Source organism: Vibrio gazogenes, assembly GCF_023920225.1.
Classification (GTDB): Bacteria; Pseudomonadota; Gammaproteobacteria; order Enterobacterales; family Vibrionaceae; genus Vibrio; species Vibrio gazogenes.
On record NZ_CP092587.1, the window covers coordinates 3,432,369 to 3,456,368 of the forward strand.

The 24,000-nt window shown below is 44.6% G+C and carries 27 protein-coding genes; 11 read left to right on the forward strand and 16 right to left on the reverse strand.

The genetic code is table 11. The annotated features are described in order from the left end of the window. Positions 1-29: 29 nt before the first annotated feature. The 4 genes from MKS89_RS15230 to MKS89_RS15245 all read right to left on the reverse strand — a co-directional run bounded on the left by MKS89_RS15230 (position 30) and on the right by MKS89_RS15245 (position 4,159). Positions 30-1,604, reverse strand: a complete 1,575-nt coding sequence (locus MKS89_RS15230; RefSeq protein WP_205409108.1) for an acetolactate synthase large subunit — start codon at positions 1,602-1,604, stop codon at positions 30-32. Positions 1,605-1,868: 264 nt separating this feature from the next. Beyond that, entirely contained in the window at positions 1,869-2,690 is an 822-nt protein-coding gene (gene queF, locus MKS89_RS15235; RefSeq protein WP_072959328.1) for an NADPH-dependent 7-cyano-7-deazaguanine reductase QueF, read from the reverse strand. A 22-nt stretch (positions 2,691-2,712) separates the two neighbouring features. Beyond that, positions 2,713-3,567, reverse strand: coding sequence for a queuosine precursor transporter (locus tag MKS89_RS15240; RefSeq protein WP_072959325.1), 855 nt, complete (start codon positions 3,565-3,567; stop codon positions 2,713-2,715). Then, positions 3,557-4,159 carry a helix-turn-helix domain-containing protein gene (locus MKS89_RS15245; protein ID WP_072959568.1) on the reverse strand — a complete coding sequence of 201 codons (603 nt, stop codon included), beginning with the start codon at positions 4,157-4,159 and terminating at the stop codon, positions 3,557-3,559. Before MKS89_RS15245 ends, MKS89_RS15240 begins: the two co-directional genes overlap by 11 nt. A gap of 285 nt (positions 4,160-4,444) precedes the next feature. On the opposite strand from MKS89_RS15245, the gene MKS89_RS15250 reads away from it, so the two are divergent. Then, positions 4,445-4,657 carry a hypothetical protein gene (locus MKS89_RS15250; RefSeq protein ID WP_072959323.1) on the forward strand — a complete coding sequence of 71 codons (213 nt, stop codon included), beginning with the start codon at positions 4,445-4,447 and terminating at the stop codon, positions 4,655-4,657. Between the two features lie 176 nt (positions 4,658-4,833). Here MKS89_RS15250 and MKS89_RS15255 read toward each other — a convergent pair whose 3' ends face one another. The 4 genes from MKS89_RS15255 to MKS89_RS15270 all read right to left on the reverse strand — a co-directional run bounded on the left by MKS89_RS15255 (position 4,834) and on the right by MKS89_RS15270 (position 7,924). Next, complete coding sequence (locus MKS89_RS15255; protein WP_072959320.1) at positions 4,834-6,009, reverse strand: LysM peptidoglycan-binding domain-containing protein; 1,176 nt, start codon at positions 6,007-6,009, stop codon at positions 4,834-4,836. Between the two features lie 253 nt (positions 6,010-6,262). Further along, complete coding sequence (locus tag MKS89_RS15260; protein ID WP_072959317.1) at positions 6,263-6,736, reverse strand: EVE domain-containing protein; 474 nt, start codon at positions 6,734-6,736, stop codon at positions 6,263-6,265. After that, positions 6,733-7,116, reverse strand: a complete 384-nt coding sequence (locus tag MKS89_RS15265; protein ID WP_072959314.1) for a VOC family protein — start codon at positions 7,114-7,116, stop codon at positions 6,733-6,735. Before MKS89_RS15265 ends, MKS89_RS15260 begins: the two co-directional genes overlap by 4 nt. Positions 7,117-7,222: 106 nt before the next feature. Then, positions 7,223-7,924: a helix-turn-helix transcriptional regulator gene (locus MKS89_RS15270; RefSeq protein ID WP_072959312.1), complete on the reverse strand. Its 702-nt coding sequence runs from the start codon at positions 7,922-7,924 to the stop codon at positions 7,223-7,225. 314 nt (positions 7,925-8,238) lie between these two features. Between MKS89_RS15270 and MKS89_RS15275 the strand changes: the two genes are divergently transcribed. Next, a complete protein-coding gene (locus tag MKS89_RS15275) occupies positions 8,239-8,889 on the forward strand; it encodes a Rossmann-fold NAD(P)-binding domain-containing protein (RefSeq protein WP_072959309.1) in 651 nt (216 codons plus the stop codon). 87 nt (positions 8,890-8,976) lie between these two features. On the opposite strand, the gene MKS89_RS15280 is transcribed toward MKS89_RS15275, so the two are convergent. Continuing rightward, positions 8,977-9,417, reverse strand: coding sequence for a hypothetical protein (locus MKS89_RS15280; RefSeq protein ID WP_072959306.1), 441 nt, complete (start codon positions 9,415-9,417; stop codon positions 8,977-8,979). An 824-nt stretch (positions 9,418-10,241) separates the two neighbouring features. Next, positions 10,242-10,958 (reverse strand): GntR family transcriptional regulator, encoded by a 717-nt coding sequence (locus MKS89_RS15285; protein ID WP_072959304.1) that lies wholly within the window; start codon positions 10,956-10,958, stop codon positions 10,242-10,244. Positions 10,959-11,209: 251 nt separating this feature from the next. Here MKS89_RS15285 and MKS89_RS15290 point away from each other — a divergent pair, with 251 nt between their 5' ends. Genes MKS89_RS15290 through MKS89_RS15310 form a run of 5 tightly spaced genes read left to right on the forward strand, consistent with a single transcriptional unit; the run spans position 11,210 to position 15,607 of the window. Next, positions 11,210-12,697 carry an FGGY-family carbohydrate kinase gene (locus MKS89_RS15290; protein ID WP_072959301.1) on the forward strand — a complete coding sequence of 496 codons (1,488 nt, stop codon included), beginning with the start codon at positions 11,210-11,212 and terminating at the stop codon, positions 12,695-12,697. Further along, on the forward strand, positions 12,697-13,722 hold the full coding sequence (locus MKS89_RS15295; RefSeq protein WP_072959297.1) for a 2-hydroxyacid dehydrogenase: 1,026 nt from the start codon (positions 12,697-12,699) through the stop codon (positions 13,720-13,722). The genes MKS89_RS15290 and MKS89_RS15295 overlap by 1 nt, the downstream gene beginning before the upstream one ends. A gap of 49 nt (positions 13,723-13,771) precedes the next feature. Next, positions 13,772-14,422, forward strand: a complete 651-nt coding sequence (locus tag MKS89_RS15300; protein WP_205409132.1) for an L-fuculose-phosphate aldolase — start codon at positions 13,772-13,774, stop codon at positions 14,420-14,422. A gap of 60 nt (positions 14,423-14,482) precedes the next feature. After that, positions 14,483-15,052, forward strand: coding sequence for a PTS glucitol/sorbitol transporter subunit IIC (gene srlA, locus MKS89_RS15305; protein WP_072959296.1), 570 nt, complete (start codon positions 14,483-14,485; stop codon positions 15,050-15,052). A 12-nt stretch (positions 15,053-15,064) separates the two neighbouring features. Continuing rightward, positions 15,065-15,607: a PTS glucitol/sorbitol transporter subunit IIB gene (locus MKS89_RS15310; RefSeq protein WP_072959293.1), complete on the forward strand. Its 543-nt coding sequence runs from the start codon at positions 15,065-15,067 to the stop codon at positions 15,605-15,607. Between the two features lie 154 nt (positions 15,608-15,761). On the opposite strand, the gene MKS89_RS15315 is transcribed toward MKS89_RS15310, so the two are convergent. The 3 genes from MKS89_RS15315 to ftnA form a co-directional block, all read right to left on the reverse strand. Further along, on the reverse strand, positions 15,762-16,949 hold the full coding sequence (locus MKS89_RS15315) for a BaiN/RdsA family NAD(P)/FAD-dependent oxidoreductase (RefSeq protein ID WP_072959290.1): 1,188 nt from the start codon (positions 16,947-16,949) through the stop codon (positions 15,762-15,764). Between the two features lie 153 nt (positions 16,950-17,102). Then, positions 17,103-17,426, reverse strand: coding sequence for a universal stress protein UspB (gene uspB / locus MKS89_RS15320; protein ID WP_072959287.1), 324 nt, complete (start codon positions 17,424-17,426; stop codon positions 17,103-17,105). A 66-nt stretch (positions 17,427-17,492) separates the two neighbouring features. Continuing rightward, on the reverse strand, positions 17,493-18,020 hold the full coding sequence (ftnA, locus tag MKS89_RS15325) for a non-heme ferritin (RefSeq protein WP_072959284.1): 528 nt from the start codon (positions 18,018-18,020) through the stop codon (positions 17,493-17,495). A 158-nt stretch (positions 18,021-18,178) separates the two neighbouring features. On the opposite strand from ftnA, the gene uspA reads away from it, so the two are divergent. Together uspA and MKS89_RS15335 are read left to right on the forward strand one after the other, a co-directional pair. Continuing rightward, entirely contained in the window at positions 18,179-18,604 is a 426-nt protein-coding gene (gene uspA, locus MKS89_RS15330) for a universal stress protein UspA (RefSeq protein ID WP_072959282.1), read from the forward strand. A gap of 58 nt (positions 18,605-18,662) precedes the next feature. Continuing rightward, a complete protein-coding gene (locus tag MKS89_RS15335) occupies positions 18,663-19,535 on the forward strand; it encodes a carboxylate/amino acid/amine transporter (RefSeq protein ID WP_072959279.1) in 873 nt (290 codons plus the stop codon). Positions 19,536-19,619: 84 nt separating this feature from the next. Here the strand turns inward: MKS89_RS15335 and MKS89_RS15340 are convergent, their stop codons facing one another. Both MKS89_RS15340 and MKS89_RS15345 read right to left on the reverse strand, forming a co-directional pair. Then, complete coding sequence (locus tag MKS89_RS15340; RefSeq protein ID WP_077316327.1) at positions 19,620-19,985, reverse strand: hypothetical protein; 366 nt, start codon at positions 19,983-19,985, stop codon at positions 19,620-19,622. Positions 19,986-20,099: 114 nt separating this feature from the next. Next, positions 20,100-20,879, reverse strand: coding sequence for a class I SAM-dependent methyltransferase (locus MKS89_RS15345; RefSeq protein ID WP_072959563.1), 780 nt, complete (start codon positions 20,877-20,879; stop codon positions 20,100-20,102). Between the two features lie 208 nt (positions 20,880-21,087). On the opposite strand from MKS89_RS15345, the gene asnC reads away from it, so the two are divergent. Then, positions 21,088-21,552 (forward strand): transcriptional regulator AsnC, encoded by a 465-nt coding sequence (gene asnC, locus MKS89_RS15350; protein WP_072959275.1) that lies wholly within the window; start codon positions 21,088-21,090, stop codon positions 21,550-21,552. A gap of 45 nt (positions 21,553-21,597) precedes the next feature. On the opposite strand, the gene tsrA is transcribed toward asnC, so the two are convergent. After that, complete coding sequence (tsrA, locus tag MKS89_RS15355; RefSeq protein WP_021021251.1) at positions 21,598-21,882, reverse strand: H-NS-like global regulator TsrA; 285 nt, start codon at positions 21,880-21,882, stop codon at positions 21,598-21,600. Positions 21,883-22,133: 251 nt separating this feature from the next. On the opposite strand from tsrA, the gene MKS89_RS15360 reads away from it, so the two are divergent. Further along, positions 22,134-23,930, forward strand: a complete 1,797-nt coding sequence (locus MKS89_RS15360) for an aminopeptidase P family protein (RefSeq protein WP_072959273.1) — start codon at positions 22,134-22,136, stop codon at positions 23,928-23,930. The last annotated feature ends 70 nt before the right edge of the window (positions 23,931-24,000 follow it).

The window sequence follows — 24,000 nt, forward strand, 5'->3', positions numbered from 1 at the left end:
TAGACAGTCATTCGCTTTAAATTAAACCATCACAACATCACCTCAATTAATTTCGGTCCGGATTCCTGCATCGCCTTTTGAAAAATAAGATCAAATGACTGACGCGTATCAGCCTGAAAAGCAGGAACACCCATCCCCGATGCTAATCCAAGCCAATGAATGGATGGATTTTCCAAACTCATCAGCGAAGCCGCAGATTGCCCCTGATTTTTTGCGCCGACACGTTGGAGTTCATGATTCAGGATACGGTATGAACGATTACTGAATATGATCGTTACAATATCTAAGCTTTCCCTTGCTTGGGTCCAAAGTGCGGGCAACAAATACATAGCACTCCCATCCCCTTGCAAGTTAACCACCTTGCGTCCCGGACACGCAATCGCCGCACCAATCGAAACCGCCATCATGCTGCCCAAAGCACCACCGGTCAAATTCAGATAATCATGTGCTGCAGCGGTTTCGGTAACATCATAATGAGGAAAACCGGATGATGCGGACTCATCGCTGATAATGGCATTGTCCGGTAAATATTTGCCAATGACCTGCATGACAAATTCCGCAGTAATCGGACCATCAAACCCATACGCAGGCACCTGATGTCTGGTGCGGTATGGCTCAATGTTCTCGGCTTCGCAAGCTTTGGCTAAATCTTCAAGTGCACGCGTACTATCTTCATGAATCTCAGTTAACCGAGTTAAACGACACCCTTCCGGGGTCAGCCAGCTCGGTTTATCGGGATAGGCAAAAAAGCTGACCGGCGGCTTAGCGCCGACCAAGACAATCAATTCTGTACCAGCCAGAAAATCAGCAGCCTGTTCGGAAAGATAAGGTAAGCGTTCAACCGGAACCCGGCCTGACCCGCGTTGAATACGCGGTGCAAACGTATCACACAATAGGCGGGCACCCGTTTTCGCAGCAATCTTCCCTGCCGCGGTTAATCCCGGTTCTAACAATGCGGAACCTCGCATGAGGATCGCGGTTTTGAGTCCGCTGTTGATCAAACCGGCCACGTGATTAATTTTCTCAGTGGAGACAATGGTCGGTGCAGACGGTGTCAGTGGTGAAGCAACACTCTCGGCGTCATTCCAGGCTGTATCTGCCGGTAGAATCAGTGTTGCAATTTGCCCCGGAGCTTGGGAAGCAACATGGACAGCCCGAGCTGCATCCTCTCCAATTTGTTGCGAACAAGAAGAGGTATAAACCCACTCAGAAACCGGGTTCGCAAATCCATGAATATCAGATGTTAATGGCGCATCGTACTGTAGATGTGTGGTGGCATGGTCACCGACGATATTCACAATCGGAGAGCCGGCTCGTCTGGCATTATGTAAGTTGGCCAGACCGTTGGCCAATCCCGGTCCCAAATGAAGCAATGTACATGCTGGTTTGCCAGTCATGCGCCCATATCCGTCAGCGGCACCCGTTGCCACATTTTCTTGAAGCGCCAAAACCGGACGCATCCCCGGCACGCGATCCAATGCCGCAACGAAATGCATTTCTGACGTCCCCGGATTAGCAAAACAAACTTCAACACCACTTTCGACCAATGTACGCAACAGACTCTCAGCACCATTCATCGAATGGTTTTTTGTTGCATCACTCATTGCTTAAAACCCCTTATTTCTATTCTGCAAGAGAGGAAGGATATTAATTTGCATTGTTATTAAATTTAATACACATGATGCATCTTATTTCATAAATTTGTGTCTTCATACCTATTTTACACTGCTCGGAGCTGCAACCAGTTATTACGCAACGCATTTCAAACCAGTTGTTGATACTCATGATTCAAAAATGCATCAAAGCAGGCACCATAAAAAAGGCCGCCCTATCGAAGGGAGGCCTTTTTATGGCAAGGAGGTAAGTGATTACTGGCGGTATTCTCGTCCGACCAACATGGCTTCCTCAAAATCACTCCGGAATGGATTGATATCCAAACCACCCCGACGGGTATAGCGTGCGAATACGGTGAGTTTCTCGGGATTGCAGCATCGCTTGATATCGGCAAAGATACGTTCAACGCACTGTTCGTGAAATTCATTATGTTCCCGAAAAGAGATGATGTATCGCAACAGTGTTTCCCGATCAATCTCAGCACCTTGATAATGAATATAGACACTCCCCCAGTCTGGCTGATTCGTCACCAGACAATTCGATTTCAGCAGATGCGAACAAAGCTTCTCTTCAACCGTGTTTGCAGAGGTCGCCCCTAACAAACGATCTTCATCATACCCATAACTGTCAATTTCAATATCCAGATCATCAATGCAGGTAAAAGATTTATCCGCACGACTCTCTAACGTTTCATCCACAGGTATCAGCTTCACCTGAACATCGCCCCCTGATGTTGCACTCAAATCCTGAATCAACGTTTCAACCAATTCCTGTTCCGAGACAAAGGCGGTCTGATTGAGGCTGTTCAGGTACAACTTGAAAGATTTAGACTCAATCAAATTCGGGCTGGTACACGGAATCATAAATTCTGCAACGGCCACCATCGGTTTACCTTTCGGGTTCAACCAAGACAGTTCATAACCGGTCCATAAATCGTATCCGGAGAACGCCGCACTATCACATGCTGTAATATTGCCACGCCCCCGAGCCCGGGGAATCGGGTCAAGCAGTTGGGGGGTGTAGGTTGATATATAGTCTGTTTTCTTACCAAGATTTTTAGAATAGGTTGTATCCATAATGATCCACTAACGTTGTCGTTTATCGATTGATATATTTATTGAATAGCGCTCTTGCACCGTATATCGGGCCAACACCGACAATCGCATAGATGCTTTTCACAACCACTTGGCAAATAAACATACTCCATAAGACCGTCGGACTGAGAATATGGCTGAATGCCAGATAGATGAAAATCGCACTATCGATTAACGACGCAAAGAATGTACTGAAAAAGACCCGCACGACCAATCGTCTGCCATTGGTCAGTTGTTTGATTTTCTGCAACAGATACGCATTCACGTTTTCCGAAACAAAGTAAGCAATCATTGAAGCCAGAAAAACCGAGTTAATACTATGAATAATTGATTGATAACTCTCATTCACCATTTGCCAGTCGCTGACTGTCGGAGCGTAACCAGAGAGATTGAGCATCAATAGCAGAAAAGCATTGGTCACAGTTGACAGCAGAATTGCAGCCCGGGCCATGCGTAGCCCATAAAATTCATTGAGGATATCGACCAGAATAAAAGAGATTGGATATAAGAAAATCGCAAAAGGAACAATAAAACCTGAGTTGGCAATCTCAATCGGCTTGACACCCGTGATATTTGACAAGATGAAGACGGCTGAAAGTATCGTGGCGATGATGGCAAATGTAATCCAGTACGATTCTTTGCGATCTTGGATATCGTAAGCCCCTTGAAAGCCTTCGGCACTGTATAACTTGCGACAAATCTCTTTGGTCTCTATCGGACTCAGATCTTCTGCCACCGTACTGTTAAATATTTCAGTGAGAGGGATAGACAACTGTTTGCCCGTCGACAGCACCATAACATTTGCCACATGTTCCGGATGGCGACTGAACCCAATTAATTTATATTTTCTATTCTGCATGTAACCGTTCCTCCCTGATGCATCCAATTAATATCTCTCCCTCTCTGAGCACATAGTTTTCAGGCTCAATTGTTAAAGAGTTTCTGGATGTTAAAATAACAAGATCATCAATATCATTACGTTTAAACCGTTCAATCACCAATAATGAACCAATCTGATACCGATATGTAAATGGCGTTGTAATATTCAAACCGATCATATTGGATTCATCCGAAAAATAATATGTCGTCGGATGAACCACAATTAATTCACCAATATATTTGTCTAGTGAAGCAATTAGCTCTTTCTCATTAACAACTGGTATGCACAGCGGATTTTTATTGCCATCCGGAGAGATCAGTTGATTGCGGTACTCAATGGCTTCCAGATTACTCTCTTCAATGACCCGACACGTCGTACCAAAGAAATTTGCAATTTTTTCAACCGTTTGAGTCTGAATCCGATCAACTTTACCATCCAGAATATTGTAAATGGTTGTTCTGGTTATTCCCGTACGTTCAGAAAAGGATTTCTTACTTTCGTTACGACTTTTAATCGCATAAGAAATATTATTTTTAATATTATCTATTTTTTCTTGTTTACTTAGTTTCATGTACCGCCCAACCATACGCTGCATCATAGATATCAATAAATTGATGCCTATTCAAAGCGAAACAAATTGCGTGATCTAGATCAACATTAGATAACCAAATATTGAACATTTTTGGCTACGTTCTGTAAAATAACTAAAAGATACCGTCTTTAATATGATAAACAGCAAATTTACAACTATTGATTAACTTTTGAATTTATGATCAGTAGCCGTCAAAATCAATATAATATTAATCGTAAATTGCTAATTACATAAATATCAACAGTCAGTGGTTAGGATAATATTATGGGCACAATGTCAGAACTAAAAGAAAATGAAAGTGGTGTGAATGATGTATTATTCTGGTGCCACGTTGTGAGCCTGTGCAGCGTTCCCACATCAGGTGAACTCTCTCCGGCTGAAAAAGATGCACTACACCGAGCCATCATGGCACTACATACAACCACAACACTCTATACCAACAATGTCACTGAGGCCGTCGTGTCTGAAGAAGTTTGAGTCTGTGAAATGACAGAGAAGCGCTGTTAATAACACTTCCTGAACCGGATGGCATTCATGTTTAGTCATCCCCATGATTACACCACAATTGCTCCCGATGAAACGGCTTGATCACATGAACGCCGTTTTCCCTCACATCAGCCTTTGTCTGGCGGTGTAAATATCCTACAAACAAGCTAGCCAAGACGGTTGAGACGCACAACCGGAATATCTTTTCTGACCAAAGCTCGGCTATTAATGGCTTTCATCGTTGTCCCGTTAAGGTAGGACGCCTGATGGGCGTAATAGCTGTTCAGCGGATGATTATAGGTTTGTGGGGCTCTGGGAGGCAGACCAATCAAAGTTTCTGGTCGAGAATTGCTCTTTTGAGACTGAACCGTCAGCACATCGCCTATTTTCAACACCATCGGGTCAGCATGATACTGAGGATTTAAATCCAAGAGATCTTTGGCTGACAAATCATAACGCACCGCAATCTCAAGCCAGCTCTCTCGTCGGTTGGTTCCGGGAATCCGCTGCACGGTATGGAGTGTATCTGCTGCATTTTTCGGCGCATGCTCAACATGCTGCTCCAACGGCCGCAAGACCACCGGTTCACGCGTGATCTCCAGTAATGCCTGCAGATCTAATCTGACGGCATGTTTGTCCAGCCACGTTTCATTCAAAGCATCAAGTTGTGCCCTTGTGATCGGTTTCTTCAGGTAAAGCAGATGTTGGTTGTGCACATCCCGACAACCCATCTTCCAGAACACCAGTAACGCATCGTGGGCACAAGGACAACCTCTCGCCTGATTGAGTTTTTCATGCCGCGACAGCGTGGCATAGAAGCTGCCCGAACCCCCCGGCATCAGATGATATTCCTGCACCAGCCGAGCCTGATGAAAATGGTAAATGTATCCTTCAGTTGGTAACCCCAGATGATCACCAACCTGAATTGCAGGCTGGACCGGAATAAATGCTTCCCGCACAAAACCTGAACCAATCGGTTTGACCTGAATCGGATGCGGAACACTCACTCCCAAAGGACTGAGGTCATTAAAAGCCATAATCCGTTTCGGGTCGTTATAAGCGGTATAGTAGGTATAACGGGTGCCGTACTCTGTCGAATATTGATTCTGCGGGCTGGTCGTCAGCTCAACCTCCTGCCCTTTCAGTGCAAACCCATAACGGAGCATCGAGCGACGAGATTCATCCGAACAAGCAATTTCCAGATGATATTCGAACCTGACATTCGGGATCTGATCCGGACGTTCCGGAAGCGTCGGTGCTGCACTGTGAGAAGATGTGGAAAAGGAAGACTGAGAATAATTCGATTCTGTAAGGATATCGGCACTGATTTTTGACTGAATCATACGGGTTCACTGACGTTTCTTATTGATGAGTACGGTACTATTTTTAACCAATGCGAATGAAACGCGACAAGATGCTTATTCTACACAAAAACAAACCTATGTGTATGCAATGCTCAATTGCAATTTAAAAACCTTGAACCAATGTAGCGATTCTGCGCACTTTCTATAAAACGTATCAATCATAACGTCAAAACGATTGATAAAGTCAAGGTAAAGCAAAATGACAGTAGCACAACGTGAAAAGATGACCGGTTCAGGACATCCCGCGTCCTGAACCAGAAAACAACGCCATTTGCACCGGTGAAGAGAACTGACGCAGCATCGCATGCATAATCGTCTCAAAATCCCCTGGTGAAATCTCGAACAGCCCATAGCGAAACTTCGCTCCCCAGGAACGGCTTCCATCGTGAAAGTGCAAGGCGGGTAACAGCGGGTAAATATCCGTCGGACAAGCATCGAACCACGCCACATCACGACGATATGGAAGAAACCCGTTCCCCATATCTACCTGATATACCCGCCCCTCCCGAACTTGCCCTATTGCGGTGAATTCCTGACATTTTTCCGGGTAACCAAAACGTTGCTTCGGTGAATAGTACACCACACCATCTCCGGGAGAGAGCCGTTTGAGCGGAGCCGACTTACCATGACAAACCTGCATGATTCCCCATTCACGGCCATTCCTGACATGATCGGCCGAAGCGACCGCAATCCAGTAACGAGTCATTTGCCAATCGCATACCGGATCCGATAACCATCCGGGTCTGTGACTGTGAATGCCGTCGCAAAATCCATCACGGCGGGTTCCTGAAGAATAGGAAGCTCATTCAGCAAACAATGTTGATGCATTTGCTGGAAGGCATCCTGATCGTCCACAAACAGACACAACTCTCCCTGATTCTTTGATGGCAATGTTGAATCTGGGGTTATTGTCGGTATAACCGCACTTTGTTTCCAGATACCGAAAGTTAAACCATCATGTACCAGATACAAAACAAACTCACCGGAAGCTTGAACCGGATGACATCCAAACAGCGCATTGTAAAACGCCTGACTTTTTTCTATATCCGCAACGTAAAAAACAACTGTACTTCTTAAAACTGACATCACATCACTCCTGCTCTTTATAAGTTACAAATAGCTTACTCAGGTATGTTGTCAGTTTTTGTCAGTAGTGTTTGGGTCAATAGGATTTTGATCAATCGGGCTGTTTTCAATAGCGAGTTTGTTTATCAGCCACCCCCTGAGTTGCCTGCCATGCTTTTACTAAGTCTCGCTGACGACGGGGATAACGCTGTGCCGTATCATGGAAAGTCCGAATACGATCAACCCGGAAATGGCGGAATGCCTGCCGATTCTCACACCAAGCAACTAACATATAACAAGCTTCAAAAAATCCCAGCAACACCGGCCAAAGTCGGCGAATTGTCAGGTTGCCCTGTTGATCGACATATTCAATTTCAATAATGGACTCCTGACGTATCGCCTGACGTATCAGGGCTAAATCCACCAGTAACGGGGGCTTTTCCAGACCGGGTCCAACCCGAAACGTTTCCCGCTCCAATTGCCATTTCAGCGTATCGGGTAAGATCGCCGAAATCTTCGCAATCGCATGTCGCGCCGCCTGAGTCATGGCCGAATCATCCTGATGGGTTACCCATTCAGCGCCCAGTAACAGTGCTTCCAACTCTTCGTAACTGAACATCAGCGGCGGCAACATAAAATTCGGTTTCAGAAGATAACCCAGTCCTGCTGTCCCTTCAATTTCAGCCCCCTGAGACTGTAAAGTCGCGATATCCCGGTAAATCGTCCGGACACTCACGTTCAGTTCATCTGCCAGTGTCGCAGCAGCAACCGGATATTTGTGGCAGCGAAGCAGTTGGAGTAAATCAAACAATCGTTGGGTTCGGGACATAGCAAAACAGTCTTTCGTAGTTGTCGGTTAGTCACATGCTAACCGACAACCGGTCAAACATAAAAAAATTTAGCGGTGAAAACATCTAAGCGTCAGAACGCTGAAATCGACGCAGAATCAATGTATATACTTCTTTTATGAAACCTAGATCAGCGCTACTTTTTTTCCAAATTTGCGTCCACATTTTTGCTATAGGAAAATCAGCCGATAGAATCATGCGTGGATTGCTTCTACACTCATGTTCAAGGACTTACTGGTTCAAGGATTGACTCAACATCACGACGGAAACCAACGTCACAACAAAGGAGGTACAGATGACAGGCCAACGACATATCGCGATCGCAGGCGCATCAGGTCTGGTTGGCAATGCACTGTTACTCAACGCACTCGATGATCCGTCAATCGGAGCAGTTCATGTGCTCTGCCGTCGCCCCGTGAAAGTCAGTCACCCCAAACTGTTAGAACATCAGGTCGATTTTCAATTGATTCCTCCCTTGCCAGCAATCGATGAAGTGTATCTGGCAGTCGGAACCACCATGCATCAAGCTGGCAGCCGGGCTGCATTTCGAGCGGTTGATTTGGCGATCAATTTAGCAGTCGCGCAAGCAGCGCTTGCTGCCGGTGCCCAACGAATCGGAGTAGTCAGTGCCATGGCGGCCAATCCAAAGTCACGGTTTTTCTACAATCGTGTCAAAGGTGAACTGGAACAAGCCTTAACCGCGCTGTCCCCCGACGGTTTAGTTATTGCTCGCCCGTCGATGCTTCTGGGAGATCGGCAAACGTTGGGACAACCCGTTCGTTTGAGTGAAACGCTCACAAAATATATCAGCCAAGCCGTCAAGCCGCTCATTCCACGAGACTATCGCCCGATTGAGGCACAAAAAGTTGCGCGGGCATTGTTAACTCACGTCCCTACAGCCGATCAAACCATCATTTTGCGTTCCGGTGAGATGCAGACAGCCTGAGGCAACAGATCAATGCCTGCCGGATACTGAAAGGAAAGCTTCAAATCGATGACTCAAAGCTTTTTCCAAGAAAGATAGTTAACGAAATTAATGGCTTATCACTCGAACACCATAAAGTAGCGGGACGTTGTTAGTACGACAAACCGTCATGTAAATCTGCACTTTCTTATTCTGAGCTTGTGCAGTGAGTAACATCGAAGACCACGTCTGAATCCAACCATTAATATCCGCAGTATCATGCACGGCTATTTTTTCAGTTGACGCACATGTAGAAGTGACCGGCAATTCAATTGGTATCTGATAAGTCGCCATCCCTTGATGAACACTGAGTTCTCCCGGCAAAGTACCGACTGTTTCAGTGATAGCGGCAGATTGTGCATATGATGCAGACACAAAAATATTGACTTCTATTCGATTAATGCGCTGAATGGGCTGTCTCCCGATATTGAGGTTCAGCCCCCATAGGATAACGGTCCAAACTTTTTGGTGTGCTCCCGCGAGCCCATCGGCAGATCGGTCAGAGTGCACAATTCAGTATGAAACCTCTGCACGCCTCGTTTAACGCTTTGAATCCAAACCAGAGCCGATGATATAATCAACGCTTGTCTGACGAGATTGGCAATTGGCTGATCCCCCTTGAAAAGGGCCAAAAGAATGAGGTTTTCTATGTATATTTATACAGATCGGCCAAATTGCTTTGCTCAGCCCTTATATATCAAGGCTGTCAGGGGGCGCTATCGGAAGACACTGGCCGAGACAGGCCGTTAAGACTTGTTCATAATTTACTCCTAAGTTGTATAGAATCGGAAGACACTGGCCGAGACAGGCCGTTAAGACTATTGAAGCTGCTCAGGCAGGTGTGAATGGCTAATCGGAAGACACTGGCCGAGACAGGCCGTTAAGACTTTAAATCATTGAGTTCCAACATAACCAGTTAATCGGAAGACACTGGCCGAGACAGGCCGTTAAGACACAAGAATTTTCCCAACATCATCAATTATAAAATATCGGAAGACACTGGCCGAGACAGGCCGTTAAGACATTAGTTTCTATTGGCTCCCCAGATGTATTTTATCGGAAGACACTGGCCGAGACAGGCCGTTAAGACCTCCTAGAGCCCATGGTGAAACTTCATAAAAATCGGAAGACACTGGCCGAGACAGGCCGTTCGTTGGGAGGATTGTACTTTTCTGAGGGAAAGAATAATGGCATCTGACATGCGGTCAGTATTGATGGCAGGTATTGGCTGGCAGTTCACATGCAACAGACTGCCATCCCCAATTGACCTCGATATTGACTGCTATCGGGAGCTTCGATGGAATGGCTAAAACACGAGCGGCTCAAGACCCGCACTATGAGCGTCTGCGAATGATATCGAAGCTAAAGATCTCATCGGAATAGTAGTCTTCGGTATAACAAAAAACTTCGCCTGAATCACTATAATAAGTTTCTTCTAAGAGAATGAAGGGTTCCAGCGCCACGTCCATTTCCGGGATATCTCGCTGTGTCAGAACAACGGATTTTATTTTGGTTTTCGCGTAAGAAATACTTTTACCGGTCTCTTCAAGATAATCGAACAGAGAGCCACAGAGTGCATCATCACTCGCATGTTCAATGGCATGCAGCCTAAAGTGATGAATATTAAACACCGCTATTTTGTCATTGGCATACCTCAATCTTTTGATCTCAACATACTTATCCCCTTCATCAATGTTGAGTTTACTGGCCACTAACTGAGAGGCCGTTTTCACATGCTTATATTTAAGGATGGTTTTTGGAGACAGGCCACAACTTTTGATTGCATCACTGACACTAAATAACTTCGTTAAATCTAAGTTCAGCGATGTCAGACCACGTCGAAGATAAGCCCCTTTTCCCCGAACACGATACACCACCCCTTCTTGGATCAACTGTGCGAGCACTTCCCTAATCGTTGAACGAGAAACTTCCAACATGGAACACAAAGAGAGTTCGGAGGGCAATTTCATATCACCACAACTCTCTGATAATTCACCCATTTTCAAAATCGCATCTTTCACAAAGTCTTTGTTTTTGTGGCTTTTATCCATAACTACTCCAATTCATTCTTATCTGGATTCTACTCTTCATTTTCTTTTTTTATTCTCCTCTATTTCAAAATGAGATTTTAATCACATTAATCCGGCTGGAATTTTAACAACATGACAACGTTGTCAGACAACGATAGATAATAAGAACAAAAAAAAGCCTAATAACGAATAAAAACAAACAATTTAGACCATAGACGTCAGACAGCCAGAGGAATTTAAGATAAAAACAATAACCTTTAGGACCCTACACAATGAAAAACTACTATATCGGGATAGACATAGGCACCACCAACATAAAGTCGGTTTTGTTTGATCGTTCTTTTAATCAGGTGTTTGCCTCATCGATTCCAAATGAAACCATTTATCCACAAGATGGATGGTGTGAGCAGAACATGAACGAGGTTTTCAACAAAACCATTCTGTCACTCAAGAACTTAACCAACGACGCGGGTGTCGACGTAAAAGACATAAAAGCGATTGGTATCAGCGGGCAAGGCGAAGGGGCTTGGCTGGTAGACCAAAATGGCAATCCGGTCAGAAATGCAATTATTTGGAGCGATACACGAGCATCATCCGTTATCAACAAAATTGACCACGATTTAATAAAAGCGTTGGCATGTGAAACAGGCTCGGAGCCCCAACCGGGCAATATGTCGATGATTCTAAAATGGCTGTCAGACAACGAGCCAGAAACATTAGCAAAAGCCAGCTACTCCGTCTTTGCGAAAGATTGGATTCGCTTCGGTCTCACGGGCCGCATGGATTTAGAACTGAGTGATGTCGGCACCTCGATTATAAACCTTAAAACACAATCCTTATCTGATTTAGTATTTGAGCAACTCCATTTGAATGCCTGCTCATCACTGTTCCCTCAAATCAAGAATAGTACGGAGATAGCCGGCAAAATCACAGATGACGTTGCAAGACGAACCGGATTAAGCGCAGAGACTGTTGTGGTCATGGGAGGTGTCGATGTTTCTTGTGCTGCATTAGGTCTGGGGGCATGTGAAGAAGGCGATGTATTTAGCATTCTTGGCACAACCTGTTGTACCGGCGTGATTAGTAAAGTCCCTGACATTAAGGGCGAAGGACTGCGGTGTATTCCCAATGTCGTCTCAGAGTCATTCATTGATTTAATTGCAACGCTTTCAGGAACACCGAATCTGGACTGGGCGATTGAGAACCTGTCTTGTCCTAAAGACTTTAAAGAAATAGAAGCACTCATCTCCAGCGTATCCGTTGGTGCGGGCGGCGTGTGGTATCACCCTTATATTGGGGGGGAGCGCGCTCCGTTTTTAAATACCAATGCCAGAGCTTCTTTCTTCGGCATCAGTCAAGGAACCACTCAGGCACATCTGTTACGAGCCGTCTTTGAAGGCATTAGCTACACCATTAAAGATGCATTGCAAGGACACCCCAAAGGTGAGTTTATTTATTTAGCCGGAGGAGGTTCTAACTCTAAATCGTGGTTACAAATTATTGCCGATATGACCGATCGCACGGTGATTGTTCCCGGTGATAAAGAAATTTCGGCCAAAGGTGCTGCGATGTTAGCCGGAATTGCCGTAGGGGATTTAACAGATATTCATGATGACAAGTATTTTAACTTAGACGAAAAAATAGAACCGATTCAAGCAAATGTCATTGCTTATGAAAGATTGTATTCTTTTTATAAAGAATTCCGAATTAAAGCAAATGACCTATGGAATTTAAGAGCTGATATAAGAAGAGGACATTAATGAAAATTCTATTTACAGCGGAACATGATAATAACCTGGAGAAATTAAAAGAACTTGGTGATGTAATTATATCTGGATGGGCATTAGGAAACCCCAAGCTTACAGAAGATGAATTAATTGAATTAGCGAAAGACTGTGACATCATTATTACATCGTATGATGATATTACCGAAAAAGTAATCATTGCATGTGATCAGTTAAAATTAATTGCTTGTACACGGGCAACCCCTGTAAATGTTGACTGTAAAGCAGCGTCAAAACGAAATATTCCTGTCATTTATACGCCGGGACGAAACTCTGACGCCACCGCAGAATTGACAATCGCTCATATGCTCTGTGTCGCGAGAAATATACCGCAAGCCCATATGGCGTTAAAGAACGGTGAATATACTGACGCAAATCGCGCAGGTGTATCAGCAGATGGTGTTCAAAAAGACGCAATATGGGATGTGACATCAGACAGTCCTTATGAAGTGTTTAAGGGCTTTGAACTCCATGGGAAAACACTGGGGATTATTGGATATGGTTCGATTGGCCGAAGAGTGGGCCGAATCGCCCGGGGGTTCGGCATGGCGCTGGCAATTTATGATCCCTTTTTATCCGCAGTGGATGTCAACGAACCTGGCGTCAAAATTGTGAGTCTCGATGAACTACTCTGTCACTCAGATTTCGTGACTTTGCACTTGAAAGTATCGGAATCAACCATTGGTTTCTTAAATAAGGAACGAATCGGCATGATGAAGCAAAGTGCATTTTTAATTAATACATCAAGAGCGGCTGTTTTAGATGAAGACGCAGTGATTGAAGCATTACGTGAAAATAAAATCAGAGGTGCTGGTTTTGATGTTTATGCACATGAACCCATTTGTGCTGACCACCCTTATATTAACGAACTGAACAATGTGACGATCACGCCACATATTGCCGGCGCAACGGCAGAGGTATTAACCAACCATACCAATATGATTATTGATGATATTAATCGCTTTTTGAAAAATGAGCCGTTGTTACATCAATATAATTAATTTTCCGTTTTTAAAAATCAGATTCAATGAATTCATATTAAGGACATTAATGATGTTAATGAAATACGAACGCGAAGAAATTATTGAAACATGTAAAAAACTAGTTACACATGGTCTTACGATTGGTACCGGCGGGAATATTTCGGTATTTGACCGACAACAGGGACTCATGGCGATTAGTGCATCCGGTGTCGATTATTTCTCCGCCAAACCGGAAGATATCGTTATTTTAGATATGGATGGAAAGATTGTAGATTCACAAAGAAAACCGAGCTCAGAATGGAGCATGCATAAAGTTTTTTATGATCGCCGCGATGACATTAATGCGGTTGTTCACGCTCATTCGACATACGCCACCGTCCTCGCGACCCTCCGTCAGGGGCTGCCGGCATCCAACTACTTAGTTGCATTTTCAGGGCTGGACGTTCGTTGTGCAAACTATGAAACATTCGGCACGCCAGAGCTTGCCGAAGCCGCATACGAAGCCATGATTGACAGAAAAGCAGTGTTACTGGCCAACCACGGTTTATTGGCTGGTTCAGGAACGCTAGATGCAGCATTCAATATTGCTGAGGAAATCGAACACTGCTGCAAAATTCACTGTATTGCTTCTGCAATGGGTAAACCTGTTGTACTTCCTGAAGATGAAATGATTCTGATGCAAGAAAAATTCAAGACCTACGGACAACCACAAAAATAATAACAATAGGCTCTGATTGAACATACAGAGCCTCAGTCCCCTACAAAAAAGGAAATAATAATGGAATACATACAAATATTTATCGGCTTCTTTGGCAAAGCCGGAGAAACATTTATGAGTATGGCCGGCGGCATTATTCCGATGCTAATAGCGCTCCTTATCGTTGTGAATACTTGTTTCCGGTTCATTGGTCAAAAACGCATGGATAAGGTCGCAACATTATTAGGTAAAAATAGGATTCTGGCATACGGCATCCTGCCCCCGATTTCATGGCTGTTAATGTCTTTTCCTGGCGCATTAACAATCGGCAAGTTGTTACCTGAAAAAAACAAACTCGGATACCAAGATGCACTTGTGACGACAGCCCACCCTCTTACATCACTTTTCCCACATGTCTTGCCATCTGAATTATTTATTTGGTTAGGTGTCTCTGCGGGTATCACTCAGCTTGGTTTACCGGTGCAAGATTTAGCGATTCGTTTTATCGCGGCTGCAATATGTATCGGCATTATACGAGGGTTTATGACAGACGCGATTCATGCTGTGCTGAAGAGTCGGGCGCAATCATCGACGCCAGACGAAAGCGAATCACTGGATTCACAGTTATCGCCTGAAGAAACCAAATCATAAGGATTCCATATCATGAATATGAATATATTTTTAAACGTTGTGGAAAAGTTGGGTGGCAATATCGGGACAGTCGTTGGCCATGTATTTGCTGCTGCACAAGATGCCTTTGAATTGGTGATAAAAACGGTACTGCCGTTTATGGCGTTTGTGGCGATTTTGATTACGTTTGTCAAAGAGACAGGGTTAGGCGATCTGATCGCCCATGTATTGACACCACTCGGAGACAGTCTAATTGGCCTGGTCGTTCTTTCGGCGATTTGTGGATTTCCGTTAATTGCCCCAATCCTAAGCCCGGGCGCTGCGGTTGCACAAGTCGTCGGCGTCACGGTTGGCGGACTCATTGGTACGGGTATTATACCGCCGATGTACGCTTTACCAGCCTTATTCGCGATTAATGTCCAAGCGGCAGCGGACTCTATTCCACTGATGCTATCGATGCAAGATGCTAAACCTGAAACCATTAAAACAGGTGTTCCGGCATTATTAATCTCGAGGCAAATTACAGGGCCGATCGCGGTACTGATTGGTTACATTTTTGCGCTTGGTTTATATTGAGATTCAAAAATGTGTCGATTGACTCTCATCAGGTCGTTTGAAATTTGATCGTTTAAAAATATTGCGCCTTTGGGGTGATAACAACGGCTACTCTAAGTAGCCGTTGTTATGTTTCATCCAAGTCACGAGAGACTGACTTTTTGTCGCTGCACACTCACACCCACTGCCCGGCGACCCAGCCGGAAGACCAGCACCACTGGAAGTTATATCCGCCGAGCCAACCGGTTACATCCATGACTTCACCGACGAAGAACAAGCCGGGGACGGATTTGCAAGCCATGGTTTTCGAAGAGATGGTATCCGTATCAACACCTCCCTGAGTGACTTCGGCGGTGCGGTAACCTTCGGTGCCATTGGGCAATATCTGCCAGTGAGTGAGAGTTTCAACCAAGGCGGTCATTTCTTTGCCGTGCAGTTGCTTGAGAGGCTTATCCACTAGCTCGCCCCGCTCAATCAAGACTTCAACCAGACGCTTGGGTAACACTTTCGCAAGGGTATTTTTCACACTTTGATTGGGGTGCTTGGCACAGGAACGGTTCAGCATTTCCCCGATATCTTCATCCGGCACCAAATTCACCGTAACTTTCTCCCCCGGTTGCCAATAGGAAGACAGTTGTAACACAGCCGGCCCTGATAGCCCGCGGTGGGTGAAAAGCAGCGCTTCTTTAAATGATGTCCCATTCTCAGCCGAGAGTACCGCCGGCACGGCGATCCCCGATAGTTCGGCAAACTGCTCTTTCTCTTCTTTATGGAGGGTGAACGGTACCAATGCAGCTCTGGTCGGAATAATCGGCAAACCAAACTGTTCAGCGATTTGATAACCGAAAGGTGTTGCGCCCAGTTTCGGCATCGATAAACCGCCGGTTGCAACCACCAGCGACTGACACTCGATGGTTCCCTGCCCGGTCTGAAGACGAAAGCCTGCTTCCGTTTTTTCAATGGCCTGAATGTCAACCTGATAACGCTGTTCAATATTGGGTAAGTCACACTCTTTGAGCAGTAAATTGACAATCTCTTTGGCACTGTCAAGACAGAACAATTGCCCGTGATCGCGTTCTTCAAACGCAATGCCGTACTGAGAAACCATAGAGATAAAATCCCAGTTGGTATATTGAGACAGTGCGGATTTAACAAAATGTGGATTGCGGCAAAGATAGTGGCTCGCAGAGACATCATAGTTGGTGAAGTTACAGCGTCCGCCACCGGAAATCAGGATTTTCCGCCCCGGCTTTTTCGCATGATCGACAACCAAGACTCGTCGTCCCCGCTTACCAGCCTGCGCAGCACACATCAGCCCTGCGGCTCCGGCTCCGATTACAACGACATCAACCTGTTTGCTCATTCTTATCTCACCAACATCGAACTAAAGCGATCTGTAAACATGAAAGACACGAAAAAAGGATGTGCCAGTCAGCACATCCTTCATCTATTGAAGAATGATTCTAACGTTAAGCGCGTCATTTTACCAATCAAGCGCCCGACGTGGCACTTCTCTTTACAAAATCAGTGAGGTGAGCATCGTGATTCCGACAAGAGAAGATGAGAGTATAAAGAGTTGTCTTACTCGTTCACACTTACCAGTAAACACTGAATCATGATGATGGAGGTACTCTTTACTTTTGATGTAATGAAATAAACGGACCTGTTTATTCATATTACCGTGAGTGGTGAAAAATCCGGGACCGTCTACTTGCTGATACAAGAGAGGATGAGCTTCACGCATGATATAAATCAATGCCCGAAGCGCTGTGAGGTACCGCGCAACATTAACCAGTGTCACTCCCATGAGTGCGAATAAGATCGTATCTTCGCTGATCATCTTTTCCTCCCTACATCTTCATGAGGATCCCAAGGAAAAAGACAATCAGCAGTGATATTTCTGAGATTACCCGGCTTGAGAATCCATTACGGAAGATGAACCTTCATTTACCATGTCTGCTAAATCTTTATCGATGAAGAACAGGGCTTTACCATCTTCACCAACCAGCTCTAACTTGTCTAAAATCCCTTTAAACAGTTTTTCTTCTTCATGCTGCTCAGCCACATACCACTGAAGAAAATTAAAGGTCGAGTAATCTTGAGATGTGAATGCTACATGGGCCAACTTATTAATTTTTTGAGTTATCATTTGCTCATGTTCATATGTTTCGCGGAAAACCTCCCCTAAGCTATCATAGTCATGTTTGGGCGCATCAATCACACCGAGAATAGGTAGCGCTCCTGTTTCACTCACATAAGTAAACAAACGCTGCATGTGCTGCATTTCTTCCTGAGCATGAGAACGAAGAAACATTGCTGCACCTTCAAAGCCTTTATCTTCACACCAAGCACTCATTTGTAAGTATAGATTGGATGAGAAAAATTCGAGATTAATTTGATCATTTAGTTGATCAACCATTGCTTGTGCTAGCATCACTGTGTCTCCTGATTTACTCTCATATTAATTGAAATATAACACCGTCAACACTTTATCATCTTCTGGCAGAGAAGTGGAACTGAGATCGTTCCGACAATTTTTTTTTCAGGGCGATGCTAAAGTGAAACCATCAGATATGAAATGGAGACAGTATAATGAGCTATAAACATATCTTAGTCACAGTCGATTTGTCTGAGGAAAGCCGTGTTCTAGTCGATAAAGCTGTTGCATTGGCAAAACCTCTCGGAGCAAAATTGTCTTTTATTCATATTGATGTGAATTATGCCGAACTGTACACAGGGCTGATCGATATCAATCTGGCAGAGACACAACATCAATCCATGGAAATGTCACAAAAACATTTACAAGAGATTGCAACACATGCCAATTATCCGATTCATCATACCTTGGTCGGCAGTGGTGATTTAGGCCACGAAATTTGTGAAACGATCAGTGAATATGAAATCGATTTGGTTGTCTGTGGGCATCATCAGGATTTCTGGAGCAAACTGCTTTCCTCAACCAAGCTCCTCATCAACTGCTCTCCGGTTGATATGCTGGTCGTGCCACTCAAAGACTGACGAACGGGGAAAACTTCGCTAGACTCTGAGCCATTATTGATCATGTTGAAATTATCATATGGCTTATCTTTCTGCGATTACCCTGTTATGGGCTTTTTCATTCAGCCTGATCGGTGTTTATCTCGCCGGTCAGGTTGATTCTTGGTTCTCCGTCCTCATGCGCATCGCGCTTGCAAGTGTGGTGTTTGTACCCTTTTTGAAATTCCGACAAGTTGCTAAATCTCTGATCATCAAACTGATGGCTATCGGGGGGATTCAACTTGGTTTGATGTATTGCTTTTACTACCAATCCTTTCTGTTGCTCAGTGTCCCTGAAGTGCTGTTATTTACAGTATTTACGCCGATATATGTCACGTTGATTTATGATCTCCTCAAAGGCCGCTTTTCACCTTGGTATCTCGTCACCGCCGTCGTAGCCGTTTTAGGGACAGTCATTATCAAACAGACCGGCGTTCAAGAAGACTTTCTACTGGGATTTTTGGTCGTTCAGGGGGCGAACCTTTGCTTTGCTATCGGTCAGGTTGGTTACAAATATTTGATGGAAAGTCATGACACAAAGCTCCCGCAACACACGGTATTTGGTTATTTCTATCTCGGTGCTTTGATCGTCGCAACCATTGCTTTTCTGCTCTTTGGTCACACGGATAGGTTACCCACCACTTCTCTGCAATGGGGAATATTAGTCTATCTAGGGTTAATCGCTTCAGGGTTGGGCTATTTTATGTGGAATAAAGGGGCTTGCCTGGTCAATGCAGGAGCACTGGCGATCATGAACAATGCGCTTGTCCCGGCCGGTTTGCTTGTAAACCTCTTGATCTGGAACCGGGATGCCAATCTGCCGAAACTGATTCTCGGTGGTGCCATCATCATGTTATCGCTGTGGATCAATGAAACGTGGGTCAAACGTAAAGTTGCGCAGCAGCACTGTTGATAACAAAGCCGGCTGATAACGAAATCAGTTTATATAACGAAAACGAATCATAACAAGAAAAAGTAAGTAATCACTTACAACCGTTCAGCAAGCTATCTTCTCCAGCCTTTTTTGAATTTTCCCGGATTCTTTGCGTAATTTCTTTTGCTGGCGGATTAATTTCTTAATCTGCTTACGGGCTTTCTTGTCTGTCTGCTGTTTCTTGAACTGTTTGAGTGTTTTTTCATCCCACATCGGCAGCGTGATATTCAGCCGTGATGGTGATATTTCCGGAGCGATCGGTTGATGCATCGTGGCGGGAAGTTCCACTGGCTTACATAAACGAGTGCATTGGTTCGCGCTTCTCGCACAAGACAGGCAGACAAACTTTGGGGCACTCACCAAATGGTGAATATCTCCCAGCGTATGGCGGATTTCACGTCGGTCAAATTGACACAGGCGTTTGCTCATGCTTCACCCCAATAAAAATAATAATTATTCTTAATTAGATATACAAAGCAATCGTCCGGGAATCAAGTAAAATGATCAAGTCAAATAGTCATATCACAGGGATTGTTGGGCAAGCTATTCTTTCTCATCCATGGCAGCATTCACATAAACATCAAAGCGGTTTTTCTTGGTTTCTATCACCATGGTTGGTCGCTGTTCATGAAGCCACGGCGCGTAATCAGGACGCTTAACGACGACCCGCTTTTTCGCCAACCGCAGTGCCGGAATTAACAACGCATCAGCATCTTCATCAGCACCAACCAAAGATTGAAAGACCCGCATCTCTTTCTTCACTAATGCCGTTTTCTTCTTATTCACCGGATGAGGATACATTGGGTCGAGATAAACGACGTCTGGCTGTATCGGGTGCTCAAGATGATCCAGCGCCCGATGACTACTCTCATGCAATAGTGTCATCCGTTCACTGACCCATGTGCCAATCTCAGCATCTGCACGAGCTCGTTTCAGTCCGTCTTCCAATAAAGCTGCAACCACAGGGTGACGTTCAACCATCAACACCTGACAGCCTAAAGACGCCAGTACAAAAGCATCACGGCCCAATCCGGCCGTTGCATCAAGCACAACGGGCGTTACACCTTTATTCAGCCCAACCGCTTTTGCAATGGCCTGCCCTTTGCCACCGCCGAATTTACGCCGATGAGCAACCGCGCCGCCGACAAAATCGACATAGATAGCGCCCAATTTAGGCTCATCCAACTGACGCAATTCCAAACGTTCTTCAGTAAGCACTAAAGCAAACGGGCTGGAATCGGTATGTTCAAGCTGCCAACGCTCGGCAATCGCATCTAAGGTTGACTGTTTATCAGGGGACTCTGTTAACAACTGTAGTAACAAAAACATTCTCCTCTGCCCACCGCAGCGATGATATGCATGAAATCGACTTGACGGTATACATCATTTGACTATTTGAATGATAGAATAGCCTGATATGATAGAACTGTAATATCGATATAACCTCTCAACCTCAGGACGTCATGCAAGACATGATGAGGTGTTCTGAGTATTTCCTATAAAAACATAAAAGCTCAAACAAGGAATAATCATGCATCCCAATACGGCCAAGCTAGACGATTTGGATCGTGCCATCCTCAAGAAATTAATGGATGATGCCCGAACGCCCTACGCAGAAATGGCAAAGCAATTTAATGTCAGTCCGGCAACGATCCATGTTCGCATCGAGAAAATGAAAAACGCAGATATCATCCAAAAAACAGAAGTCGTCGTGAACACCAAAAAGCTGGGCTACGATGTCTGTTGTTTTATTGGTATCAATCTGAATGCCGCAAGAGACTACCATTCAGCCTTAGAAAAGCTGAATGCACTCGATGAAGTTGTCGAAGCATATTATACAACGGGAGCATACAATATATTTGCAAAATTAATGTGTCATTCAATTGAAGAACTTCAATACGTACTCATCGATAAATTGCAAAGTATTGATGAGGTTCAATCTACTGAAACATTAATTTCATTACAGAACCCCATCAATCGAAACGTCATCCCATAATGAACGGTATAAAAACCATATAAATATAGTTGACTTTAAATAATGCTATTTTTTACCTAAATAATTCAGTAGCTCTTCTGCAGAAATACCTTGAGCCGCTAAATGTTTTGCCATTGTTTCAACTTGCTCATATTTGCGGGATTCAATTACTTGCTCAAATTGATAAACCAAGTCACGCAGCACAGGAACAGGTACTTGTTTAGCGGCACTACGAATGCGCTCGCTACTCTGGTTGCCCAATTCACTGAGCAACTTGCCAAACATAACCTTCTCAGGTGTTTCATCAAGTTGCTCTAAAATTCGAGCCATTTCATAAGTTGTCATCGACATATGTGATTTCCAAAAAATATTATAATGTTAAAGATATGTCTAAATAATTATCGGGTGCGAACATATAAAATATAAACAGTTTCGCAAACGATGATTGCTATTTATTCATATAGAACATCACATCCAATGTCCTATATGAATAATGATACTTATCATGCAAAATTGCGAGTCAGGTAAAAAAAGCGTAGCTTATTTCACATCACTCACTCACGAGTAGCATTTTACTATCTACTACAAAAGGATAACACCAGATGCAAAATCATATATCTGAACGGATATCAAATATAAGAAGCTGGCTAAAAGAAAACCAACTTGATGCGCTGATTGTTCCTCATGAGGACGAATATCTGGGAGAATATCTACCTGCCCACAATGAACGCCTGCAATGGCTTACAGGTTTTACTGGTTCTGCGGGCGTTGCCGTCGTTACCCAAGAGCATGCCTCAATTTTCGTTGATGGCCGCTATACGGTCCAAGTCACCAAACAAGTACCAGAATCAATATTTGAATATCATCATCTGATTGAAGAACCATTTCTCGATTGGATAATAGACCATCTTTCCCCAAACAGTAAAGTCGGATTCGATCCGCGTCTTCACCGAAGCCTATGGATAACACATGCTCAACAAAAAATCTCGGGGAAATTAACACTCTGTCCGCTGCAAGATAACCCTATTGACCTGTTATGGCAGGACCGTCCAGTACCATTTTTTTCAAAAATGTGGCTCATGGATCTCAAACAATCTGGTCAGAGCAGTGTAGATAAACGACAAGCCATTGCCGATATCCTCAGAAAAAAACAAGCCCACTGTGCACTATTGACGCAATCGGACTCGATTTGCTGGTTACTCAATATTCGCGGACAAGATATCGCTTGCCTCCCGGTACTGCTGACTTATGCCATTATCTATGACGATGCCAGTGTTGATCTGTTCATCGACCCACAACGTGTGATTGAAGCATTTGAGAGCCATGTCGGGCCGGGAGTCAGAATCTGCCCTCCGGAAACACTGGAAGAGTCACTGACAAACTTACAAAGCAAGCAGGTTTTACTGGATCCCGACACCTGCAACGCTTGGTTCAGCCTGACCTTACAAAATGCCGGCGTATCCATCATTCACGGAGCCGATCCTTGTATGCTACCGAAAGCAGCGAAAAACGCCAGTGAAATCGCAGGGATGCAAGCCTGTCATATTCGTGATGGTGCTGCAATGGCAAAATTCTTATCTTGGTTGGATCAGGAAGTTGCTCAAGGTCATATGCACAACGAAGCCACATTATCGGATCAATTGGCTGAATTCAGACAACAGGATCCAACATTACTGGACTTCAGCTTTAGCACCATTTCCGCAGCCGGAAGCAATGCGGCCATGTGCCATTATAATCACCTCAATCAACCGACTCCCGGGCAGTTAACTCCGGATAGTTTCTATCTGGTCGATTCCGGTGGTCAATATACCGATGGGACGACAGATATCACCCGCACCGTCGCGATAGGTACCCCATCGCCCTTGATGAAACAGCAATTTACACTGGTGTTGAAAGGTCATATCGCACTGGCAAGTGCGCGTTTCCCACAGGGAACATCCGGACATCAGCTTGATGCACTGGCGCGTCAGCATCTATGGGCCCACGGTTACGATTTCGACCACGGTACAGGCCATGGTGTCGGCCACTGCCTCAATGTCCATGAAGGGCCACAACGCATCAGTAAAGCGCCGAATACCGTCGCGTTACAGCCAGGCATGGTCGTGTCAAATGAACCCGGTTATTACCGTGCTGACCAGTTTGGTATTCGTATCGAAAATCTGGAATTAGTTACTCCGGTAACAACCGAAGGCGATTTTAATGTGTTGGGATTTGAATCTTTAACACGCTGTCCAATCGACCAGCGCGCAATTGATTTGTCATTACTCAACGATGCAGAAATTCAGTGGCTTAATAGCTATCACCAAAAAGTCTGGGATGAGGTTTCACCACTTGTCACCGGCACGGTAAAAACATGGCTCAAGCAAGCAACTCAGCCAATTTCGTCACCATCATGTTGATCTAACTCTCCCGCCTTATCGAACCATACCAGTCGGTTACTTTGATCGACTGGATTTAACAAACGTATAA

Excerpts from the sequence above, each read along its gene's own strand:
- MKS89_RS15265 (WP_072959314.1), bottom strand. The coding sequence starts at position 7,116 with ATGTCAGTTTTAAGAAGTACAGTTGTTTTTTACGTTGCGGATATAGAA.
- queF (WP_072959328.1), bottom strand. The coding sequence starts at position 2,690 with ATGGATACAACCTATTCTAAAAATCTTGGTAAGAAAACAGACTATATA.
- MKS89_RS15285 (WP_072959304.1), bottom strand. The coding sequence starts at position 10,958 with ATGGATAAAAGCCACAAAAACAAAGACTTTGTGAAAGATGCGATTTTG.
- MKS89_RS15360 (WP_072959273.1), top strand. The coding sequence starts at position 22,134 with ATGCAAAATCATATATCTGAACGGATATCAAATATAAGAAGCTGGCTA.
- MKS89_RS15245 (WP_072959568.1), bottom strand. The coding sequence starts at position 4,159 with ATGAAACTAAGTAAACAAGAAAAAATAGATAATATTAAAAATAATATT.
- uspB (WP_072959287.1), bottom strand. The coding sequence starts at position 17,426 with ATGATCAGCGAAGATACGATCTTATTCGCACTCATGGGAGTGACACTG.
- MKS89_RS15240 (WP_072959325.1), bottom strand. The coding sequence starts at position 3,567 with ATGCAGAATAGAAAATATAAATTAATTGGGTTCAGTCGCCATCCGGAA.
- MKS89_RS15335 (WP_072959279.1), top strand. The coding sequence starts at position 18,663 with ATGGCTTATCTTTCTGCGATTACCCTGTTATGGGCTTTTTCATTCAGC.
- asnC (WP_072959275.1), top strand. The coding sequence starts at position 21,088 with ATGCATCCCAATACGGCCAAGCTAGACGATTTGGATCGTGCCATCCTC.
- MKS89_RS15310 (WP_072959293.1), top strand. The coding sequence starts at position 15,065 with ATGAATATGAATATATTTTTAAACGTTGTGGAAAAGTTGGGTGGCAAT.
- MKS89_RS15340 (WP_077316327.1), bottom strand. The coding sequence starts at position 19,985 with ATGAGCAAACGCCTGTGTCAATTTGACCGACGTGAAATCCGCCATACG.
- MKS89_RS15230 (WP_205409108.1), bottom strand. The coding sequence starts at position 1,604 with ATGAGTGATGCAACAAAAAACCATTCGATGAATGGTGCTGAGAGTCTG.
- MKS89_RS15255 (WP_072959320.1), bottom strand. The coding sequence starts at position 6,009 with ATGATTCAGTCAAAAATCAGTGCCGATATCCTTACAGAATCGAATTAT.
- ftnA (WP_072959284.1), bottom strand. The coding sequence starts at position 18,020 with ATGCTAGCACAAGCAATGGTTGATCAACTAAATGATCAAATTAATCTC.
- MKS89_RS15295 (WP_072959297.1), top strand. The coding sequence starts at position 12,697 with ATGAAAATTCTATTTACAGCGGAACATGATAATAACCTGGAGAAATTA.
- MKS89_RS15315 (WP_072959290.1), bottom strand. The coding sequence starts at position 16,949 with ATGAGCAAACAGGTTGATGTCGTTGTAATCGGAGCCGGAGCCGCAGGG.
- MKS89_RS15290 (WP_072959301.1), top strand. The coding sequence starts at position 11,210 with ATGAAAAACTACTATATCGGGATAGACATAGGCACCACCAACATAAAG.
- MKS89_RS15250 (WP_072959323.1), top strand. The coding sequence starts at position 4,445 with ATGGGCACAATGTCAGAACTAAAAGAAAATGAAAGTGGTGTGAATGAT.
- tsrA (WP_021021251.1), bottom strand. The coding sequence starts at position 21,882 with ATGTCGATGACAACTTATGAAATGGCTCGAATTTTAGAGCAACTTGAT.
- MKS89_RS15300 (WP_205409132.1), top strand. The coding sequence starts at position 13,772 with ATGATGTTAATGAAATACGAACGCGAAGAAATTATTGAAACATGTAAA.
- MKS89_RS15260 (WP_072959317.1), bottom strand. The coding sequence starts at position 6,736 with ATGACTCGTTACTGGATTGCGGTCGCTTCGGCCGATCATGTCAGGAAT.
- MKS89_RS15270 (WP_072959312.1), bottom strand. The coding sequence starts at position 7,924 with ATGTCCCGAACCCAACGATTGTTTGATTTACTCCAACTGCTTCGCTGC.
- srlA (WP_072959296.1), top strand. The coding sequence starts at position 14,483 with ATGGAATACATACAAATATTTATCGGCTTCTTTGGCAAAGCCGGAGAA.
- uspA (WP_072959282.1), top strand. The coding sequence starts at position 18,179 with ATGAGCTATAAACATATCTTAGTCACAGTCGATTTGTCTGAGGAAAGC.
- MKS89_RS15275 (WP_072959309.1), top strand. The coding sequence starts at position 8,239 with ATGACAGGCCAACGACATATCGCGATCGCAGGCGCATCAGGTCTGGTT.